Annotated in this window: 18 protein-coding genes and 1 pseudogene; 8 read left to right on the forward strand and 11 right to left on the reverse strand. The window is 41.1% G+C overall.

The genetic code is table 11. The annotated features are described in order from the left end of the window. The first annotated feature begins 32 nt into the window (after positions 1-32). The 4 genes and pseudogenes from E4S40_RS14450 (at position 33) to E4S40_RS17335 (ending at position 3,813) form a co-directional block, all read left to right on the forward strand. Entirely contained in the window at positions 33-863 is an 831-nt protein-coding gene (locus tag E4S40_RS14450) for an NAD(P)H-binding protein (RefSeq protein ID WP_135075621.1), read from the forward strand. A 10-nt stretch (positions 864-873) separates the two neighbouring features. Next, entirely contained in the window at positions 874-1,650 is a 777-nt protein-coding gene (locus tag E4S40_RS14455; RefSeq protein WP_135075624.1) for a sterol desaturase family protein, read from the forward strand. 138 nt (positions 1,651-1,788) lie between these two features. Then, positions 1,789-3,300 (forward strand): annotated as a pseudogene (locus tag E4S40_RS14460) (c-type cytochrome); the annotation flags it as partial. Then, positions 3,301-3,813 (forward strand): outer membrane protein assembly factor BamB family protein, encoded by a 513-nt coding sequence (locus tag E4S40_RS17335; RefSeq protein ID WP_449353870.1) that lies wholly within the window; start codon positions 3,301-3,303, stop codon positions 3,811-3,813. It begins immediately after the preceding pseudogene. On the opposite strand, the gene E4S40_RS14465 is transcribed toward E4S40_RS17335, so the two are convergent. Further along, on the reverse strand, positions 3,803-4,090 hold the full coding sequence (locus tag E4S40_RS14465; protein WP_135075627.1) for a hypothetical protein: 288 nt from the start codon (positions 4,088-4,090) through the stop codon (positions 3,803-3,805). The genes E4S40_RS17335 and E4S40_RS14465 overlap by 11 nt on opposite strands. An 80-nt stretch (positions 4,091-4,170) precedes the next feature. Beyond that, positions 4,171-6,114, reverse strand: coding sequence for a tetratricopeptide repeat-containing sensor histidine kinase (locus E4S40_RS14470; RefSeq protein ID WP_161971809.1), 1,944 nt, complete (start codon positions 6,112-6,114; stop codon positions 4,171-4,173). A 218-nt stretch (positions 6,115-6,332) separates the two neighbouring features. On the opposite strand from E4S40_RS14470, the gene E4S40_RS14475 reads away from it, so the two are divergent. Further along, positions 6,333-7,478 carry an acyl-CoA dehydrogenase family protein gene (locus E4S40_RS14475; RefSeq protein ID WP_317129237.1) on the forward strand — a complete coding sequence of 382 codons (1,146 nt, stop codon included), beginning with the start codon at positions 6,333-6,335 and terminating at the stop codon, positions 7,476-7,478. A gap of 109 nt (positions 7,479-7,587) precedes the next feature. On the opposite strand, the gene xerD is transcribed toward E4S40_RS14475, so the two are convergent. Together xerD and E4S40_RS14485 are read right to left on the reverse strand one after the other, a co-directional pair. Then, on the reverse strand, positions 7,588-8,505 hold the full coding sequence (gene xerD / locus E4S40_RS14480) for a site-specific tyrosine recombinase XerD (RefSeq protein ID WP_135075633.1): 918 nt from the start codon (positions 8,503-8,505) through the stop codon (positions 7,588-7,590). A gap of 213 nt (positions 8,506-8,718) precedes the next feature. After that, complete coding sequence (locus E4S40_RS14485) at positions 8,719-9,204, reverse strand: peptide deformylase (protein WP_135075636.1); 486 nt, start codon at positions 9,202-9,204, stop codon at positions 8,719-8,721. A gap of 235 nt (positions 9,205-9,439) precedes the next feature. Between E4S40_RS14485 and E4S40_RS14490 the strand changes: the two genes are divergently transcribed. Then, positions 9,440-11,350, forward strand: a complete 1,911-nt coding sequence (locus E4S40_RS14490; protein ID WP_135075639.1) for an ABC-F family ATP-binding cassette domain-containing protein — start codon at positions 9,440-9,442, stop codon at positions 11,348-11,350. A gap of 173 nt (positions 11,351-11,523) precedes the next feature. On the opposite strand, the gene E4S40_RS14495 is transcribed toward E4S40_RS14490, so the two are convergent. From E4S40_RS14495 to pyrF, 6 genes are all read right to left on the reverse strand, one after another. Beyond that, entirely contained in the window at positions 11,524-12,240 is a 717-nt protein-coding gene (locus E4S40_RS14495) for a DNA alkylation repair protein (RefSeq protein ID WP_135075641.1), read from the reverse strand. A gap of 118 nt (positions 12,241-12,358) precedes the next feature. Beyond that, a complete protein-coding gene (locus tag E4S40_RS14500) occupies positions 12,359-13,225 on the reverse strand; it encodes a nucleoside phosphorylase (protein WP_135075644.1) in 867 nt (288 codons plus the stop codon). Further along, positions 13,197-14,201, reverse strand: a complete 1,005-nt coding sequence (gene trhO, locus E4S40_RS14505) for an oxygen-dependent tRNA uridine(34) hydroxylase TrhO (protein ID WP_135075647.1) — start codon at positions 14,199-14,201, stop codon at positions 13,197-13,199. The genes E4S40_RS14500 and trhO overlap by 29 nt, the downstream gene beginning before the upstream one ends. Positions 14,202-14,326: 125 nt before the next feature. Next, positions 14,327-14,959, reverse strand: coding sequence for an acetyltransferase (locus E4S40_RS14510; RefSeq protein WP_135075650.1), 633 nt, complete (start codon positions 14,957-14,959; stop codon positions 14,327-14,329). Positions 14,960-15,015: 56 nt separating this feature from the next. Then, a complete protein-coding gene (locus tag E4S40_RS14515) occupies positions 15,016-16,311 on the reverse strand; it encodes a DUF2851 family protein (protein WP_135075653.1) in 1,296 nt (431 codons plus the stop codon). Between the two features lie 74 nt (positions 16,312-16,385). Further along, entirely contained in the window at positions 16,386-17,201 is an 816-nt protein-coding gene (gene pyrF / locus E4S40_RS14520) for an orotidine-5'-phosphate decarboxylase (protein ID WP_135075656.1), read from the reverse strand. A 506-nt stretch (positions 17,202-17,707) separates the two neighbouring features. Between pyrF and E4S40_RS14530 the strand changes: the two genes are divergently transcribed. Next, the gene (locus tag E4S40_RS14530) at positions 17,708-18,874 is read left to right on the forward strand and encodes a hypothetical protein (RefSeq protein ID WP_135075662.1); all 1,167 of its coding nucleotides are present in this window, start codon (positions 17,708-17,710) and stop codon (positions 18,872-18,874) included. Next, positions 18,828-19,277 carry a hypothetical protein gene (locus tag E4S40_RS14535; protein ID WP_135075665.1) on the forward strand — a complete coding sequence of 150 codons (450 nt, stop codon included), beginning with the start codon at positions 18,828-18,830 and terminating at the stop codon, positions 19,275-19,277. Before E4S40_RS14530 ends, E4S40_RS14535 begins: the two co-directional genes overlap by 47 nt. Here E4S40_RS14535 and E4S40_RS14540 read toward each other — a convergent pair. Continuing rightward, a complete protein-coding gene (locus E4S40_RS14540) occupies positions 19,270-20,106 on the reverse strand; it encodes a lysylphosphatidylglycerol synthase transmembrane domain-containing protein (RefSeq protein WP_237563204.1) in 837 nt (278 codons plus the stop codon). The genes E4S40_RS14535 and E4S40_RS14540 overlap by 8 nt on opposite strands. Between the last annotated feature and the right edge of the window lie 185 nt (positions 20,107-20,291).

The raw sequence follows: 20,291 nt of genomic DNA on the forward strand, positions 1-20,291 counted from the left end.
TCCCCATCGGGAGGTTTTTTATTTTTGACTCAATGACAAAAATTTCCATCATAGGACTAGGTTGGGTTGGATTACCCTTGGCAAAAAAACTAATTGAAAAGGGCTATTCTGTTTTGGGAAGCACCACTTCTTCAGAAAAAGCTGAGAAACTGCAAAAAGAAGGAGTTCCAGCCGTTCATTTTTCACTTAATCCTTATCCTACAGGAACTGCTTTTCAACAGCTTTTTCAAGCAGATGTATTGGTCCTAAATATTCCACCAAAAAGCAGAACTGATGGTGGAGAAAATTATTTGGAGCAGTTGAAGTTTTTAAAGGACCTAATTTCCAATTCCTCGATTCAAAAAGTCCTTTATGTGAGTTCGACTGGTGTCTATCCCAATCAAACCCAAGAGCAGGAATACCTAGAAGATGAAATCCTTACTTCAGAATCTGCCGGGAATGTAGCCTTATGGAAAGCGGAACAATATTTAAAGGAAAAACTCACACAGAAGCTAACCATCCTTCGCTTTGGTGGACTCTTGGGAGATGATCGGATTCCAGGGAAATATTTTGCAGGAAAAAATCAGGTCGTAGGCCATACACGAGTCAATTACATTCATCGAGAAGATGCTGTTCGCATGATGATTCATATACTGAAACATGAACTTTGGAACGAAACCTTCAACGGTGTGGCACCCCTTCATCCTACTAGAAGGGAGATTTATGAAAAAAATGCTTTAGAACTCGAAATTCCTCTTCCAGAAAGCTTTGCGATTCCAAAGGAAGAAGAAAATCGTATCATTTCTTCCAAAAAAATAATGGGAACTGGATTTAACTATCTATATCCTGACCCGTTGAAATTTCCGTATGAACTAGGTCAATAATGAAATAAGTATGAACTGGGAGGCATTTGGAGAAAGATGGATTCGGGTTGCAGAGATTACTACTTCCCGGTATTTTTTGATTGCAGGAGGTGCTTTTTTGGTCTTCTACTTTTTTCTTAAAAATCCGCTGATTCACCGGAGGATGCAGTCTAAATTCCCACAATCAAAACACTATTATCGAGACATACTGTATTCTTTGCTGACTATTCTGATTTTCGCCACCATGGCGGCCTTAGTTTTTGTCGTATTGAGGCCTTATACCCAACTTTATGAACCTGCCAATGCATACGGAATGTTTTATTACTTCCTGACTTTTCCGATGATGTTTTTTGTTCATGATTTTTACTTTTATTCCATTCACAGGCTTATGCATGTTCCTAAATTTTTTAGACTGATTCATCGAGTTCATCACCTATCTACCAATCCTTCTCCTTGGACGGCTTATGCATTTCATCCGCTTGAAGCTGTTTTGGAAGCAGGAATCATTCCATTGATAGCTTTTAGCTTCCCTGTCCATCCAGCCGCCTTAGGCCTATTTTTATTATTTCAGTTTTTTTACAATGTCTATGGACATCTGGGTTTCGAACTCTTCCCGAAAAACTTTCAGCGAACTTGGGTCGGTAAATGGGTCAATACAGGTACCGCTCACAACCAACACCACGAGCACTTCCATGGAAACTATGGCTTATATACTTTGATTTGGGATAGAATCTTCGGAACCCTTAGAGACGATTATGAAACCAAATTTGATGAGGTAACTCTACCAAAAACTAATTCCAAACAGTAAAACAGGGAATGAGTGAAATTTTGTAAAATTACCTTAATGAAAAATTTCCCTAAACTCTTTCCTGCTTTTCTCTTGCTTTGGAGCTGTCAATCCGAAATCCAAAAAACAGACTACACCGACTAGTCCTACTACGGAGGACCGGCTGATGGAACTCGCTATTCCTCCCTTCAACAAATCAATCGGGACAATGTAGCCAATCTGGAAGTAGCTTGGACTTATCAAACAGGCGATGCCACTGAGCGCTCACAAATTCAATGTCAGCCCATCGTTAAAAACGGAATTTTGTACGGCACTACGCCACGTCTCCATGTTTTCGCTTTGGATGCAGTCACAGCAGAAGAAATCTGGCGTTTGGATCCATTTGAGATTTTAGGAGGAGAAAACTCCTGGGCAGGCACCAACCGAGGGGTGAGCTATTGGGAAAAAGGAAAAGATAAGCGCATCCTATTTGGAGCTGGAAATTGGCTTATGGCAGTGGATGCCTTGACAGGTGAACCTATTCGCAATTTTGGTGACAATGGAAAAATAGATCTCCGCAAAGGTTTGGATACCGATCGGGAAGATTTTTTAATCGTAGCCAATGCACCAGGAAAGGTATTCGAAGATTTGATTATCATGGGAATGCGTCTTTCTGAAGGATTGGATGCAGCTCCCGGACATATTCGTGCATACCATATTCCAACTGGAAAATTGGAATGGATTTTTCATACCATTCCCCATGAAGGTGAGGAAGGATATGACACTTGGGACCCACAATACATACGACAAATCGGAGGTGCAAATAATTGGGCAGGAATGGCCGTTGACTATGAAAGAGGAATTGTATTTGTCCCGACTGGCTCGGCTACCTATGACTTTTGGGGAGGCTATAGACAGGGTGACAATCTTTATGCAAATTCCCTTATTGCCCTCGATGCAAAAACGGGTAAAAAACTATGGCATTTTCAAGGCGTTCACCATGATATTTGGGATCGGGATTTCCCATCTCCGCCTACTCTCATTCGTGTAGAGAGAGACGGTCAATGGATTGATGCGGTGGCACAAACCTCCAAGCAAGGCTACACCTTTGTTTTCAACCGAGAAACAGGGGAAGCACTTTGGCCAATCGTAGAGCAGCAAGTACCACAAAGCATCATGCCGGGTGAAAATACAAGCGCTACCCAACCTATCCCTTCCCTACCTGAACCGTTCATGAGGATGGTTTTTGAAGAAAAGGATATTTTGAATCTCAGACCCGAATGGGAAGCTGATATTCGAACTCAATTACAAAATGCCCAATACGGCGATATGTGGCTCCCTCCACATCCTGATTATCCCATTGTTTTGTTCCCAGGAATGGACGGTGGAGCCGAATGGGGAGGTTCTGCCTTTGATCCCGAAAGCCAAACCCTCTATGTAAACGCCAATCAAATTCCTTGGCTGATTGAGATGACTGCCAATGCAGAATTTGAAGATTTAGGGCAAACGGTTTACACAAATTATTGTGGAAACTGTCATGGTTTGGAGCAAAAAGGAAACCCACCGGCCATCCCTGCTTTGACTGGGCTCCAAGAAAAATACAGCCCTGACTCTTTGGATTTTCTTTTGAAAAAAGGACGTGGAGCTATGCCGGCTTTTGATTATTTGAGTAATGAACAACGGGAAGTTTTGGTGGAATTTTTACTCGGAAAAAACGAGAAGGGAGATAAGAAAGAACTTGAATCCCAGAACGCCCCATTAGCCCCTCGATACTACATGACCGGCTATCAGAAACTCCTGACAAAGGAAGGACTTTATGGTTCCAATCCACCTTGGGGAGTCTTGACTGCCCTTGATATGAAAACGGGACTCAAAAAATGGCAGGTTCCTTTAGGAGAAATCGATTCATTGACACAGATGGGCATCCCTAAAACGGGTACCGAAAACTACGGTGGTCCAGCTGTCACGGCAGGTGGTTTGTTGTTTATTGCGGCTACCAAGGATGAAAAAATCAGAGCCTTTGATAAAGAAACTGGAGAAATTCTTTGGGAAGCAAAACTGCCTGCTGCAGGACATGCAACTCCGGCTGTCTATGAGCAAAACGGGAAACAATTTTTGGTCATTGCATGTGGTGGCGGAAAAGGCACCAAAAGTGGGGATAGCTATGTGGCATTTGCCCTTCCAGATGAGCTAATCAAGAATTAGAGTTTTTGTCCAGAGATTTTATCTGTAAACGGATTAACTCCAATTGTTCGTTGGCTCTAGACTTGACATTTTCTAACAAAAGACTGGAAGTATTTATTTCCTTTGAGCGTGTGATTTCTACCTGTACTAATTGCTCCAGTTCTTTCAGTCTCCTCTCCTGCTTTTTCTTTTGTTGGGCATATTCACGGAAAAGGAAAAAATGCAAAAAGCCAAAACCCACCAGCACTAACAAAGCCAAGGAAAATAAAATTACATCTTGAATGCTGGCAAAGTACATAGTTGGGATTTGGCTATTTCAGGCTTCTCAAAACTAAGTCTGAATAACCATCCCTGAAATACGACAAAGTACCTATTTAATCAGGAAAAAGTGCCTGAGGAAAGTTGGAGTATAACTTCTGTTCCAACTCCTATTTGGGCTTTAATTTCCAATTTGCCCCCGATTTCATCTGCTCTTTTCTGCATATTGGACAAGCCATTTCCAAGTTGGACTTTTTCCTTGTCAAAGCCTTTTCCATCATCTTTTATTTGAAAAGTAAGACTTCCGGAGTCTTTTGTGATCAAGACCTGAATCACTTTTGCCTCTCCATATTTCAAAGCGTTTTGGATAGCTTCCTGCACAATTCGCAAAACTTGTATACTCGTAGCAGATGGCATTTTCGCAGATAAATCCACATCCGAATCCTGAATAAATTCCAGTTTTACCTGCGTTGAATCTTGGCCTTGCTGAATAAAATTATGGACTCGACCGATGAGGTTTTCGAAAGAAACCGAGCCGCTGTTCATCGCCCAAATGGTATCCCTAAGTTCCCGAATAGTTTGTTTGGTGAAATTGGCAATTGACTCATATCGAGGAGTCAAGGTTTCCTTAATCGGGTCAAAATATTTGAGATTTTCTATGGAAGAAATGATGAAAGTCAACTGTGCTCCGATATTATCATGCAAATCCCTCGAAATCAGCAGGCGCTGTTCCTGCAATTTGTTTTGGGTTTCAATCTGTGCCAAAGCAGCCTTCAATTCCCCCTCCTGTTTCAATTGCTTATTCTTGAGCTTTTGTTGACTGTATAAAAGGTAACCTACAATTGCCAAAATCAAGGCTAAGCCCAGCGAACCGAAGAGCTGCAAATTTTTATTCCTGATCTCCAGTTGCTGTTCAGCAATTTGAAGATCCTTTAGTTCCGTTTGATACTTGGTTTCCAGTTCCGTGGTTCGTTCACGGGATTCCTTCTCTAGTTTATTCCGGAAAGTCTCCTGATACAAATTGGCGTAATATCGAGAACTGTCGGGTTTTCCGATGGAGGCATAAAGCGGTATCAATTCGAAGTAGGAGAATAAAACATCTTCTTCTGAACCTTGTTCCTTGAATTTCTCCGCAGCTTCGAGTAAAAGTGGCTTTGCTTCTGCATATTTCTTTTGTGCATTGTATGCTATACCTAGTGCTAATTCCAGCCCTGCTTTCTCAAATTCGGCATTAATGGATTGAGCAACAATTAGCCCTTTTTTGGCCACGGATTCCAATTTTTCTATGTCACCAATCTCCTGTAGAAAAAATGAATAAATCCGATAAGAAATTGCCTGATTCAAGGGATCATCCAATTCCAAAGCGAGAGAAATTGCATCTTGAAAATATTGGTCGGCCTGCTCATAGTCTCCCAAATATTTATAGCAACTCCCCAAATTATTGTAAGTACCGACCAAGTTTCGATAATCCCCCAATTCTTTCCGAAGCTCAGCCACTTCCTGATACATCTGAATGGCTTTATCATAATCGGGGAGATTTTGATAAATGACCCCCAGATTATTTTTTACTGCAGCGGCATTCAATAGCGCGCCTTCCTTCTCAAAAATGGGTAGAGCCTTTAGGAAAAAGTAAATAGCAGAATCAGATTCATATTTCCGCTGGAAAATATATCCCAAGGCATTATAAACCTTTGCCAAACCCAAAGAATCCTGACTTTCCTCCCGGATTTCCCTTGCCAACAGATAAAGCTTCATGGCTTCGTCCAACTCACCTTTTTGCAAAAATCCACTTCCCAAGTCCGTGTAGGATTGAGCTAGAATTTTGGTATCCTTGCTTTCTTTGGCTTTTTCTACTGCAAGCTCACCAAAATAGATTGCAGAATCCAAATTAAAGACAGCATACTGCCAACCCAATTCCCCGTACATATTCGCCAATTGATCCGCAGGCAAATCCTCCTGAATTCGTAGGCGAAGACTATCAATGATTTGGCGGGGACTTTGGGCATGAAGTGAATGCTGGAAAAAAATCAGAAATAGCAAAAAGGACAAAAGTCTGAAATTCATACAGTTTGGAACTAAATAAAGAAAACCTTTTAAAACGAATAATATTAATTCATCTGCTAAAACCCAAATTGAAAAATTTGGGAAATGGAAAGTGCGTAAAAAATGATTAACTTTTTTAAGCGATTTCCCCAATCTTCTATGGAAATACCGCATTTGTGGAAGCCAAACCAAATCTTAATCTTAGGGTTTGATTTAAAGAAAATAAACCCAAATAATCCATGTTGAATTTTACCTTGAACGAAAATCAGCGCATGATCGCTGATATGATCCGTGATTTTGGAGCGAAGGAAATCACTCCTTTTCGCAAAGATTGGGATGATAAACAGCATTTTCCCATAGAACTTTTTAAAAAACTAGGACAATTGGGGCTGATGGGAGTTTTGGTTCCCCATGAATACGGAGGTGCTGGATTTGGATACTTTGAGTATGTTACCGCAATCGCTGAATTAGCCAAATTGGATCCTGCAATCGGATTGTCCATGGCAGCTCACAATTCCCTTTGCACCAACCATATTTTAATGTTTGGCTCCGAGGAGCAAAAACAAAAATACCTTCCCAAACTAGCTACTTGTGAGTGGCTCGGGGCTTGGGGATTGACAGAGCCGAATACCGGTTCGGATGCTGGGAATATGCGAACTGTTGCAAAAAAGGACGGCGATTATTACATCATCAACGGAGCCAAGAACTTCATTACCCATGGTTTCTCGGGAGATGTTGCTGTCGTCATTGCACGTACAGGAGAAATTGGGGATTCACATGGTATGACTGCTTTTGTGGTTGAAAAGGGAACTCCCGGTTTCCGAGGAGGCAGAAAAGAAGACAAATTAGGAATGCGTGCATCCGAAACTGCAGAGATGATATTTGAAGATTGCAAAGTCCATGAAAGTCAGGTCTTGGGAGAGGTTGGCGAAGGATTTATCCAATCCATGAAAGTCTTGGATGGAGGTAGAATTTCCATTGCAGCGCTTTCTTTGGGAATCGCCGAGGGAGCCTTGGAGGCCTCTATTCAATACTCTAAGGAGCGACAGCAATTCAATCAGCCCATCAGCAAGTTTCAGGGGATTTCCTTCAAACTCGCCGATATGGCTACTCAAGTTGAAGCAGCAAGCTTATTGACTTTTAAAGCAGCTGACCTCAAAAACCGAGGAGAAAAAGTAACCTTGGAAGGAGCTCAGGCAAAATATTATTCTTCCGAAGTAGCTGTTTCTGTTTCGAATGAAGCCGTACAGATTTTTGGAGGGTACGGCTTTACCAAAGACTATCCAGTGGAAAAATACTACCGAGACGCCAAACTCTGCACTATCGGTGAGGGCACTTCTGAGATCCAAAAACTGGTGATTTCGAGAGAGGTTTTGAGGAAGTAAAACTTCAAAAACCACCTTTAAATTTTTGTCAGTCCGAGTTTTGATAATTTTGTCAGTCCGGGCGGAGTCGAGGACCCTTGGACTCCGCTCGGACTGACAATCGCAATTGCTAAATTTCTTTCCGGTTCCTGGGGTGAAAATCGGTCAATACCTGACGAAGGTAATCCCGATCCAAATGGGTGTAAATCTCGGTGGTAGTGATGCTTTCGTGACCCAGCATTTCCTGTACTGCACGAAGATCAGCACCTCCTTCAATTAGATGGGTGGCAAAGGAATGCCGAAAAGTGTGAGGACTTACATTTTTTTCAATTCCAACCCTTGCTACCGAATCTTTGATGATCATAAAAACCATCACACGACTCAATTTTTTCCCACGACGATTCAGGAAAACATACTCCTCATGACCCCGGGCGATTTCCTGATGATTTCGAACTTCCTTTAGGTAGATATTCAAGTACTTCAGCGCATCTTTTCCTACCGGAACTAACCGTTCTTTATTTCCTTTCCCAACAATGCGAAGGAATCCTATATCTTCGAAAATTTGGCTCTTCTTTAGATTGATCAGTTCCGAAACCCGCAAACCACTGCTGTAAAGCAGTTCGAGCATGGCCCGATTACGATGTCCCTGTGCATCACCTAAAGGAATACCTTCCAAGATTTGATTGATTTCATGAAAACTCAAGGTATCCGGAAGTTTTCGCCCAAGACGAGGTGCTTCCAAAAGCTGAGCTGGGTCTTTGGATATTAGCTCTTCATAAACCAAAAACTTGTAAAAGGCTTTGATTCCAGAGATTATACGTGCTTGGGTAAATTCAGATATTTCCAATTTTCCCAACATCCCTACAAATTCCCGAAGTTGCTTAGTTTCTACCTCAGCAGGTCCTAAGGAGGGATATTCATTCTCTAAAAAATGGGATAGTTTTTCTACATCCGAACAGTAGGCCTGAATGGAATTTTCACTAAGCGAACGCTCAATTTTTAGGTAATGGCGAAACTGTTTGATGAAATTTTCCCAGGATTTGGACATGGAGTAATTTTTATAGAATGGTTCAAAAATGGGGCCATGATATAAATAAGATAGCTACGCAGATAATTTGAAGATAGGGTAGCAATTGCTACCCAGATAGACCAAAATGATCAAACCATCCCATATCTTGCGAAGCATATCTTTCCGACCGAAGGGAGGTATATCTGCATTGCTATCTTTAATTGTTCCAAAATAATTAAGCAGCCTCGAATCTTATTCCCTCCACTTAAAACTCCTCTTATCAATCGCCCGCATCGTGCAAAGTACTCCGTCGAGATGATCGTATTCATGTTGGATTAATTCAGAAATAGCTCCCTCCACATTCCAAGATTGAGCTTCCCAGTTTTCATCTACATAATCCAGTGTCAAGCTTTGGTATCGCTCCACTTTTATAAACAGGTTGGGAAAAGACATGCAATCATCCCAGAGTTCGAATTTCTCCTCACTCAGGTTTTTAAGCACAGGATTTAAAATGATGTAAGGCCGGTCCAGATTGAGGTAGAACATACGCTTCATAATCCCCAATTGAGGGGCAGCAATTCCTCGACCGAAGCCATAGACTCGACGGATATCCTCCATGGCCTCATGAAGCTGCTGAGTCCATTCGGGGACTTGGGACAATTCAGACTGAAGTACCGGCTCGCATACTTGATACAATCTGGGATCGCCGAGTTTGAGAATATCATGGATGGTTTTCATGGTTTGAAGATAGGCTTTGCCAAAAAAATGTAAAAGGTTAAATAAAAATACGATAGAAATATCGTGGAAATACACCTCGCTGCGCTCTTTGAAATAATAATGGATCAAGTTTCAAAATTCAAGTTGATTATTCATTTCATTTAACAATTCCCCCGCGTATTTCTTTTGAATCTCAACTATAAATTAGGGGATATTTCAACCATATTTCTATCCTATTTTCCCTTACTTTTGCCCCATGAATTACCTTTCGGTTGAGAATCTCAGCAAGGCTTTCGGGGAGCGTAAGCTTTTTTCAAATATCTCCTTCGGCATCTCTCAAGGCCAAAAAATCGCCTTGGTTGGTATCAATGGTGCCGGTAAGTCCACTTTGATGAAAATCATCATGGGTTTGGAAATCCCGGATTCAGGAGAAGTCGCTATCAACCAATCGGTAAAAATTGCCTATGTGCATCAAAATCCGGTTTTCGAAGCTCAACTCACCATTTACCAAGCAATTTTCGACCAAAGCAATTCGGAAATCCTCCAGGTGATCGAAGCTTATCATCGGGCACTTTTAGAATCTGAGAGAGGGAATGCTTCCCCGGAAAAACTCAGTAAGCTCTACGAAAAAATGGATTCCCTCCAGGCTTGGGACTTTGAATATCAGGTCAAAGAAGTACTAGGGAAACTAGGCCTCCACGATACCGATTTGCCAGTTGGGAACCTTTCCGGAGGCCAACGAAAAAGAGTAGCTTTAGCTAAAGCGATTTTGGAAAAACCGGATTTGCTATTACTTGATGAACCTACCAACCACCTCGATCTGGAAACTATCGAATGGCTGGAAGATTACCTCTCAAAGGCCAATCTCTCCTTATTCATGGTCACACACGATCGGTACTTTTTGGATAAGGTCACCAATGAAATCTTGGAACTCGACAATGGCAAAATCTATCGCTACCAAGGTAATTACAGCTATTTCCTCGAAAAAAAGGCAGAGCGCCGTGAAATCGAGGATCTAGAAATTGAAAAAGCCAAAAGTCTCTATAAAAAGGAATTGGAATGGATTCGGCGCCAACCCAAGGCCCGAGGAACCAAAGCCAAGTATCGAGTCGATGCTTTTGAAGAAACCAAGGAAAAAGCCTTCACGCAGCGGGAAGAACGGGACATCGAACTTTCCTTATCCACTCAGCGTCTAGGGAACAAAATTCTTGAATTGGAACATCTTCATAAGTCCTACGGAGAAAAGACATTGATCAAGGATTTTTCCTATGTGTTTAAAAAGAAAGACCGAATCGGGATTGTTGGGCCTAATGGGGCTGGAAAAACCACCTTTCTCCAAATGATTACCGGTTTGATTAATCCAGATTCAGGAAAAATCACAGTGGGTCAGACTACGGCTTTTGGTTATTATCGGCAAGAAGAAGATCGATTTGATGAGGAAAAACGTCTTATTGACGTAGTAAAGGAGGTGGCAGAAGTTGTTGTCCTGGACAAAGGACAAACGATCACCGTGAGTCAGTTTTTAAACCGCTTTGGATTTCCACCCAAGCAGCAATTTACCCCTATCGGGAAATTGAGTGGTGGGGAGCGACGCAGACTCCAGCTCCTCATGGTCTTGATCAAAAATCCCAACTTTCTGATTTTGGACGAGCCAACCAATGATTTGGATTTGATGACTTTGAATGTATTGGAGGAGTTCTTGGATGATTTCCCTGGCTGCTTGGTCATCGTATCCCACGACCGATACTTTATGGATCGATTGGTTGATCATTTGTTTGTATTTGAAGGAGAAGGAGAGATCCGAGATTTTCCTGGAAACTATACGGATCTTCGTGAATGGGAAAAAGAAAATAGTACTAAGAATCAAGTCCCTAGTATCAAGAAAGTAGAGGAAAAAACGACGAACAAAGAAAGCGTAGAAAATCCCGGTGCTCTAGCAAAGAAAAAAGCGAGTTACAAGCAAAAGCAAGAGTTCAAAAAAATCACAGAAACTATCGGGAATCTGGAAGAAGAAAAAGCTCAACTAACCGAAAAGATTTCATCGGGGATAGATGATCATCAGGAATTACTGGAATTGTCCAACCGAATCGCAGAAATCGATGGAGAATTGGAAGAGCTTGAAATGGCTTGGTTGGAGTTGAGCGAATTGGAGGGAATAGAAGATTAAATCGAGAAATACAGTGGAAATACACCCCGATAAATCGGGCGAAATACAATTCATGAAATAAGCCTCCCTTCGGAAGTCGAAATAGGATATCACTTCAACAAAAGGCTCGGCTCGAATCAACCATATTTCACCGACCAGCGGGAGGTGTATTTCAACTGTATTTCCATTGTATTTCATAAATTACCCTTCAAAAAATCCTGCCTCAAGTCTTCCGGGAACTTCTCAATCGCATAGCGTAAAGCTGTTCGTGGCATGGTTTGATAATGCTTTTTCAGAAACTCCTTTTCTGTTTCAAAATCCTGATTTCCGATCTCCCTTAGCATCCATCCTACTGCTTTATGCATCAGATCATGGGGATGATCTTTTAATTTCTCCGCCAAAGCCAAGGCATCCGAAAATTCACCCTTTTTTATCCAATGGTAACTACTGATCATCGCAATCCGCTGTCTCCATAAATGTCCCGAATCGGCTAATTCATAAAACAAGTTTTTCTCTTTTTTGAAATAAAATTCACCCAAAATCTGATGACAGGAAGTATCTGTCAAATCCCAATTATTGATAAAGTCTAGATGCTCCAAATAAAAGTCAACCAGCTCCTTTTTCCCAGCTTCCATTTTAGTCTTTTCATAACGATACACCAAAGCCAAAAGACCCGTCAGTCGAACTTCATGGAAGGGACTTTGAACCAATTCAGCTAATTCTTCCAAACTGATTTCCTTGAAAAACCGCTTGGCAATCTTCCGCTGATCGGGAACTTTCACACCAAAAAACTGATCTCCTTCCCCATATCCTCCGGGAAACGCTTTAAAAAACTTAGGGAAGAAGGCCGCCTTTTCGGGGATGGATTTATCCTTTAGCGCCTCAATAATCTGCTCGGTCAGTTCACTCATGACTAAAAGTAAAAAAGGCTGGTCATTCCAGCAGCTTTTTTCTCGAATGAAAAACAAAGAAAAATGCGCCTAATTTCTCAAGCGCATTTCAAAGGATTATAATTGAAATTTTACCTAATCAGGAAACAAAAAGGTCCAAAGCTGTTTGAATCAGTTGATCCACAGTTTTAGCAGCATTTTCATCAAATTCTTTTTTGGGCCTATTGGCAATGATGGCATTCAAGCTCAGCATCTCATGGCCAAGAAGTTTCCCGAGGCCATAATATCCGGCTGTTTCCATTTCAAAATTGGTGACTCGCTTTCCCCCTTCAAGATTGATGGCCGCGATTCGCTCCACCATTTGATTAAATCTAGGACGAAGTCTCACCTCTCTTCCCTGCGGAGCATAGAACCCGGGACAGGTGAGGGTAATCCCTTTCGTAAATCGCTGATCTACTTTATCCAACAACATGGAAGAAGCGGAAGCCTGATAAGGCTGAAAACCTAAACCCAACTCCTTTTGGATCGCAGCTCCTATATACTGACTTTCTGGGAGTTCTGGATAAAACTGCATCAAGGTATCCAGCCCAACTCCAATCTCAGAAGCAAGCAAGGTCCCAACAGGAATATCTGCCTGCATGCTTCCAGAGGTACCCAATCGGATGATTTGGAGGGACGTTTTTTCATCTTTTTCCTCACGAGTATGCAAGTCCACATTCACCAAAGCATCCAACTCGGTCATGAGTATTTCGATATTATCCGTACCCATACCTGTACTCATCACAGTCAGTCTTTTGCCATTGAGCCAGCCTGTATGTGTGATAAATTCCCGCTTGTGGATTTTGACATCAATCTTGTCAAAATAGCGGGAAACTTGCTCTACCCGATCAGGATCCCCAACCGTAAAAACAAGTGAAGCCAGGTCCTCTGGCTTCAAATGCAAATGGTAAATACTTCCATCAGAATTGATGATCAGTTCAGATGCAGGAATCCTGTGCTTCTCCATGCAATTTTAGTATTTGATCTTTATTCGGTTTGCGGAAAAGTCCCTTGTAAGGATTATATCCATTCGTATTTTTTTGATAGTACCCTGTCCCGTCATAAGGTCTTTTCTCCGGATGCTCCTTACATTCTGTAGAGCAGGCTCCTTCCATTTCCCAACCGCAGTTTTCACAAATCGGTACGTGGATGTTACAAGATGGATTGGCACAGTTGACCATACGATCAGAAGGAGTTCCGCAAACATGACACTTGGAAATGATGGTTGGGTTCACCTTGTTCACATCAACGGCAATTCGATTATCGAACACATAGCATTTGCCTTCGAAATCCTCTCCTCCAGCTTCCATTCCGTATTTGATGATACCTCCGTGAAGCTGATAGACATCCTGGAATCCCTGCTCCAACAAATAGGCAGAAGCTTTTTCACACTTGATCCCACCGGTACAATAAGTCAAAACCTTTTTGCCTTTGAGGTGCTCCAATTCCTTCACCTTTTCAGGAAAATCACGGAAGTTATCTATATCTAAGGTGATGGCATTTTTAAAACGACCCAACTCATGCTCATAGTTGGAGCGAACATCCAAAATCACCACATCTTCCTGATCCTTCATTTTCTTGAATTCTTCAGGCTCCAGATGCTTACCTGTACGCACGTTTGGATCTAAATGTCTCAATGAAGAGTGGACAATCTCCGGCTTGTATCGCACATGGATTTTGGTGAAAGCATGTCCTTCATGCTCATCAATTTTAAATTCTGTTTTTGCAAAACGTGGATCGCCATGAACGTATGCCATGTACTTTTCACAATCTTCTTTGAGACCTGACACAGTCCCATTCAGACCTTCATCAGAAATGATGATTCGACCCCGGATGTTGTTTTCCACACAGAATAAGTGATGCTGCTCTCTGTACTCTTCAGGGTTTTCGATTTTTGCATAGCAATAGTACAGGAGGATTTGGTAATCTTTCTTTTGTTCCATAACGCTAGCCCTGTTTCAGCAGGGTGTTAAAGGATTTTTGATTGATGATTTACGATTTACGATTTACGATTTACGATTTACGATTTAAAGGAATACGAAAGTTGTATGCCCAGTTGTTTCATTTTCTAAACTTTTGCCGCTGGGTTCCCAAATACGGTTTCATTTGCTCCAACGGATGAAATAACGACCGATCCGGCTCCTACACGGGCATTTTTTCCAATGGTCACGCCAGAAACGATGGTTACCCCAGAACCGATAAATGCTCCCTCTTCGATGGTTACTTCGGAATTAATAATGGACCCTGCACCGATCTGCACAAAATCTCCAATCTTAGCTTTGTGATCCACAATTGCCCCTGTATGAAGAATACAGTGCTGACCGATAGTAGCTCCGCTTCCTAAAACCACCTTTGCATTGATGAAATTTCCATGACCCAAAACCGCATCACTGGAAATAAAAGCAGTGCTGTGGATTGCATTAATAGGCTGAACTTTTCTTCGCTCATTGAGCAACTCTACCAGAAACTTGCGGTACTTGTTGTCATCAACAGCAACAAAAGCTTCCGCTTTTTTTCCGATCAGCTTAAGGAATCCATCATCCTCCGGGTGCCCTAACACAGGCACCGTGTTGATTTCAGTTCCATGAAGACTTTCATCCTCATCCAGGAATCCGTAAACCACGATCCCATTACTATTGAAAATTTCCAAAGCTGGATGAGCAATTCCTTTCGCTCCGAAAATTATGACTGGATTGTCCATAGGTTATTTCAAATTCGGACTGCAAAAGTACAGCAAATCAAGAGCATCCCCAAAAATCATTTGTTTTCAGACTTAAGCAAGCTTTGGGCGATCTTACATTGAAGGCATTTTTTTGGAATACAATAGCTCCGATACAAGCCAATCATTCCCTGAGAATCGAAGGCATTTTCGGCCTTCCAACCGGCCTCTCCAAATTTTCGAATGATGAAATTACTCTCCGCAGGGATTTCTTGTAAGAGATCAAAACAACGCTCTTTCCACTCGGGATTTTCAAAATATCGTCCATAAGCAAACCACAGCGGCATAACAAAATTGATGATCAATAATTGTAAAACTGTGCCCGAAATTCCTCTGGAAGCCGATTTTTCGGAAGGCTTGCCAAAAGAATAATGGAATTGCCAATAATCTGAGGGCTTTACCTGAAGTAATTTTTTGAAAGAGGAAAAGTCTCTTGAATCCTGCATCACTGCTTGAAAAAGGTTTGGAGCCTGAGCTAAAATCGCTGCCAGTTGGGCGATGCGAAGCGTAGGAAAATTACTAGGACGAACTCCCTTGAAATTCCAATGTTGACGCTTTAGACCCTGATCCCAAGCAAATTTTTTCTGATAAAAATCATGCTCTCGAATCAAGTGTTGGACATAGGGCTCATCAGTCTCGCTAGGTAATAAACCGGCCTGACCAAAAAGCATAGCCTCCAATGCAGAAATTTGGCTTCGGTGCTTTTGGAGAATTTTGTATGGAATCAAACTTGCCAAATCCTGCATAGGCTGGCTGTTGGTTTTAAATCCAAAACTGTGAAATAACCATCGATAAGCGGTTTCTTCCCAATCTCCATTTGTTTCTTCGAGAATTTGGAGAAGCAGGCCTGACTTTTCCTGTAGACGCTCGACAAGTGCTTTTTCCAAGGCTGAAAACCGAATGATTTCCGGAACTTTTGCCAAAGCATGAGCACAGGGTAAATCCTGATTGTAATCCAACAAACGCTCATAATTTCGCCAGATATCCAAGAATATTCTACCTTCCAGTTCCAAGGTTGGGATTGGAGTTCCGTCTTTTCTAAATACCTCCTTATCCTCTTTCCAAACCACATGAAGAATCACGGAATTATAAGCAGGATCTCCTTCATGTGCATGCTGTTTCCATTCGGAAGCAAACCGATGGACCTCCACATGACCATGGAAATTGACTCCATCCAGCATAATCGAAGCCTCTCTAAAATCCGGACCTTCCCCATGATTGTGAATTCCAGCATTTAGGATTTGGAGTGATTGTCCTTTGGAAGTTTGTAAACCCTTTCGATCAAAATATTGGTACTTCCAGACAAGCTGTAAAAAGTCTTCCCTAAAATTCATAAGCAATTACTAAAAGCTTATGGAATTTAAGAGATTAATTTCTGATTTTCAACTAATCTTACTGGATTTGAAAATTAAAGGTACTTATCCAATAAATCCTTCATTTCCAATTGAAGCTTTTCAGCTTCTTTTCGGGCAGCTTTCCCAAAGTCCTTTCCATTAGAAGCATAGATAATTCCCCGGCTGGAATTGACCAAAAGTCCACAGGAAGAATTCATTCCGTATTTAGCTACTTCGGATAGGCTTCCACCTTGGGCTCCCACCCCGGGAACCAAGAAAAAATGCTCAGGAGCCGCCTTTCGCACCTTTCCAATCAGCTCACCACGGGTAGCGCCTACCACATACATTAGATTATCGGGCGTTCCCCAAGCCTGACTCTTTTCCAAAACAGACTGATAGAGCGCTTTACCATTTTGATCTTGAATTAATTGAAAATCCAAAGAGCCCTTATTGGAAGTGAGAGCCAAAAGAATTACCCATTTATTTTCAAATTCCAGAAAGGGAGTTACCGAATCTTCCCCCATGTAAGGCGCCACGGTTATGGAATCAAAATCCATCGATTCGAAAAACGCTTTTGCATAAAGTTTTGAGGTATTTCCAATATCTCCGCGCTTAGCATCGGCAATGGTAAAAATATCTTTAGGGATCAGTTCCTCGACTTTTGCTAAGGTCTCCCATCCTCTTGCTCCCAAAGCCTCAAAAAAGGCAATATTAGGTTTGTATGCCACCGCAAAATCAGCCGTTTCCTCAATGATCTGCTTGCAAAAGGAAAAAACCGGATCTTTCTCTTTCAGCAAATGAGATGGAATCTTGTTTAAATCAGGATCCAGCCCAACGCATAGAAAGGATGATTTTTGCTGGATTTGGGCGAACAATTCGGATCGGGTCATGGTGGATTTGGAGGATTTTGACAAAAGTAAGGAATCCGAGCGAGTTCGAAAACCCCCGAAAAATACCCACTTTTGGGTATTGATTTTTAAAAAAACAGTTTTTCTTGAACTAATTTTTGAATAATAATAATAATACTAATAATATGTTGTGTTGTCTTTAGTTGTCAGGAAGGTCCTGATGATGAAAGATAACCTTGGCCAGGGTGTTACATTTAAACTGAAACATCATGAAAAAAAGTAATTTTAATTTTCGGTCTTGCATTGGTAGGCTCAATCCCCATTTCCAATGGACAATCTTGTAACATAACTCCCATTGCTGGGAAAACTTACGTTGCAGGGTTTTGTATAGAATTAATAAATCAATGTATTCAGCTACCTGCACCTCCACCAGGCGAGGAAGGACTTCCTGGAGACTGCATTGTTGAAGTAGAAACACCATCTCTAGGTGGATAATTAATTGTATTTGTTCCTCCCTGTTCATGGGAGGAACTTACCTATTAATCATTATGAAATTCAAATCACTTATCCTCTTTCTTAATTTCGTATTAGCTGCTTTTATTTTTTCGTGTCAAACAGATAAATCCAACGAAAGCAAGGTTGCCGAGTCAGCAGAATTACAAATACAGCTTGAAAAGACGATTTCATTGGATATTTCCGGCGGGTTCCCTAAGCTGCAAGGAAACCCGATTTTTTTGTCCGACGAGAATGGGTCCTACTTCTATATTCAGACCAATGATGGAATAGGCACCTTTGATCTTAGCAAGGGAGGATTACCTGTTGCCAATCTTAAATTAGAGGAAATAGAAGATTTCAGGGGAGATAGAACTACTGGTCAAAACAGCTTTATTCCTTACGAGAAAAACAGCTTTCTCTATTTTGACAAAAAGGCAAGGGAAATTTCAATTTTCGAAGAGGGAAAATTTACCAAGAGCCAAAAGCTAGCTCGAATTTCAATGGAAAGTCCAAATCCCCTTATAGGTGTTCTCCGCTTTGCTTTGAAAACAGACAAAATCGTAGCCGCACTCAATATGCTCGAGCTATATGGAAAGCCTCCTTTCGAGTATTTTAAATCGGAAAACACGACTGGTATCTATTCAGAAAATCTCGATGAATTCAAATCAGCTCTTCCTTTACCCGAAGAATATTTGGGAAAGAAAGTCAATGCTTATGATTTATTGATTTCTATGGACTTTGACGAAAGAGCAGGTGAATACATCCTAAATTTTCCAATTTTAGATGATTTAATCATTACAAAAGATTTTGAGAATTACCGGAGACTAAATGCTGCACCAAAAGAGGACTTCGTGAGCTTAACCAATCGATCTGGGATAAACTTTGGAGAATGGAAAAAGGAATACTATACAGAAAACAGTTTTTTTACAGTCTATTATGATCCTTTTCGAGATCTTTATATTCGGCATTATCGGGAAGGGTTATCAGAGGAAGACTATGAATCTTTGGCTCAAAACTCTTACAAGATGTTTGACCCAAAGAATAAAAACTTTCTTTTATTTATCGACAAGAACGGTCAGCATCTCCATACCATGGATGTTTCCGAGTTTAATCATTTGTACATCCATTTTGGAAAGGAAGGCATGTACATCTTAAATGATACTAAATTGGAAAATGAAGATTCGCTTACCTTTAGCCTTTTTACTATTGAAAGAAATTAAAGAAAAACTCCCGCTCTTCTTCATTCCAGTCTTTGTTTCTTTGTCGGCTTCATGCTATTCCCAAGATATTTCTGGGTCTTGGAGATGGTTTGAAAAAGAAGACCAGTCTTTTTCCATCAATTTAGAAAACGCGACATCAGAGTTTCGCGATTTCGATTATATCGGCACACATTGTGGAGTTGCCTTTAATGGCGATCGCATGGATTGTACTGATGAATCTTATTCTATATTCTTAAGAAAGATTGACCAAAATATCTTTGACGGAAGAATTACAAGTGCCTATTCCTTAACCGATTTTGAAATTCGACTAACCTATTTGGAAGAAGACAAAAAGATACTTTGGGAAGTGACCAAGGATGGCAAAGGACTTTTTTATTTTCCGAAAAAAGTTGTACTTAATTAATACCGTTTTCTTTCAAATCTACTTTTACAAAAGCCCCCATCAAAGAAACCCCGGCCGTAATCAGAAAAAAGATCAAACTGAAAGCAACTGCTGCTGTTTCCTCTATCCCAGCATACTGATGGGCATAGACAAAGACCAATTCACGGGCTCCTACTCCTCCGATTGTCAGCGGTAGTACTGCCACAATGGATGAAAGTAAAAAGACCAATTGATAAGCCAGAATATTCTCATCGATCCCCAAAGCCATTAAAATAAACCAAGCACAAATCAACTGCGCGATTTGTCCAGCAAAAGACCATAGATTTGCTGACCAAAAGGAGGGAAGAAAATCCTTGAATACTAGCCTCTGAATGATCCAAAATCCTGGAATCGTCAAAATCAATCCAGCAATCATCAAGCCATTCCAAAGTCTGCTTTCCAAAAATTCCAAATCAAGATCCACCAGCAAAAACAATCCAAATAATAAAAAAACTATCGCTACCAATCCCCCCAAGCGATCGAGCAAAGCGGCTTGAAGCAATTTTTTAACCGGAGTCTTGAATTCTTTATTGAGCAAATAGACCTTATAACCATCCCCTCCGATTCCTCCGGGTAGAAACAAATTGTAAAACATACCTACCAGATATAGACGGAAGTTGAGCTTTTCGGAAAGGATTAGGCCGATATTTTTGAAATATTGATTGAGACGAACAGCCGTAGCCACTTTGCTTAAGATAAAAAGTAGAACAGCAGGAACGAGCCAAAACCAATGGATGGTTTTTACTAAATCAAAAAGTTGTGCGGTATCAATTTTTCGAAAAACCAGATACAAGGCCAGGCCTGTTAACACAAGCTTGAAAAAAGTTTTGAACTGATTCTTGAATCGGGTCAATGGTATGTGTGTAGTTTGAGGTTAATGGTTATTGGTTACTTAGTTGTAAACGCTAATCTGAGTGGTCCAGACAAAGAAATTGAATGATGAATGATGAATGATGAATGATGAATGATGAATGATGAATGATGAATTAAAAATAA

This window comes from Algoriphagus kandeliae (genome assembly GCF_004571135.1).
Classification (GTDB): domain Bacteria; phylum Bacteroidota; class Bacteroidia; order Cytophagales; family Cyclobacteriaceae; genus Algoriphagus; species Algoriphagus kandeliae.

Excerpts from the sequence above, each read along its gene's own strand:
- xerD (WP_135075633.1), bottom strand. The coding sequence starts at position 8,505 with ATGTCCAAATCCTGGGAAAATTTCATCAAACAGTTTCGCCATTACCTA.
- E4S40_RS14495 (WP_135075641.1), bottom strand. The coding sequence starts at position 12,240 with ATGAGTGAACTGACCGAGCAGATTATTGAGGCGCTAAAGGATAAATCC.
- E4S40_RS14500 (WP_135075644.1), bottom strand. The coding sequence starts at position 13,225 with ATGGAGAAGCACAGGATTCCTGCATCTGAACTGATCATCAATTCTGAT.
- E4S40_RS14535 (WP_135075665.1), top strand. The coding sequence starts at position 18,828 with ATGAAGATTCGCTTACCTTTAGCCTTTTTACTATTGAAAGAAATTAAA.
- pyrF (WP_135075656.1), bottom strand. The coding sequence starts at position 17,201 with ATGACCCGATCCGAATTGTTCGCCCAAATCCAGCAAAAATCATCCTTT.
- E4S40_RS14450 (WP_135075621.1), top strand. The coding sequence starts at position 33 with ATGACAAAAATTTCCATCATAGGACTAGGTTGGGTTGGATTACCCTTG.
- E4S40_RS14530 (WP_135075662.1), top strand. The coding sequence starts at position 17,708 with ATGAAATTCAAATCACTTATCCTCTTTCTTAATTTCGTATTAGCTGCT.
- E4S40_RS14475 (WP_317129237.1), top strand. The coding sequence starts at position 6,333 with ATGTTGAATTTTACCTTGAACGAAAATCAGCGCATGATCGCTGATATG.
- E4S40_RS14455 (WP_135075624.1), top strand. The coding sequence starts at position 874 with ATGAACTGGGAGGCATTTGGAGAAAGATGGATTCGGGTTGCAGAGATT.
- E4S40_RS14510 (WP_135075650.1), bottom strand. The coding sequence starts at position 14,959 with ATGGACAATCCAGTCATAATTTTCGGAGCGAAAGGAATTGCTCATCCA.
- E4S40_RS14515 (WP_135075653.1), bottom strand. The coding sequence starts at position 16,311 with ATGAATTTTAGGGAAGACTTTTTACAGCTTGTCTGGAAGTACCAATAT.
- E4S40_RS14470 (WP_161971809.1), bottom strand. The coding sequence starts at position 6,114 with ATGAATTTCAGACTTTTGTCCTTTTTGCTATTTCTGATTTTTTTCCAG.
- E4S40_RS14490 (WP_135075639.1), top strand. The coding sequence starts at position 9,440 with ATGAATTACCTTTCGGTTGAGAATCTCAGCAAGGCTTTCGGGGAGCGT.
- trhO (WP_135075647.1), bottom strand. The coding sequence starts at position 14,201 with ATGGAACAAAAGAAAGATTACCAAATCCTCCTGTACTATTGCTATGCA.
- E4S40_RS14465 (WP_135075627.1), bottom strand. The coding sequence starts at position 4,090 with ATGTACTTTGCCAGCATTCAAGATGTAATTTTATTTTCCTTGGCTTTG.
- E4S40_RS14485 (WP_135075636.1), bottom strand. The coding sequence starts at position 9,204 with ATGAAAACCATCCATGATATTCTCAAACTCGGCGATCCCAGATTGTAT.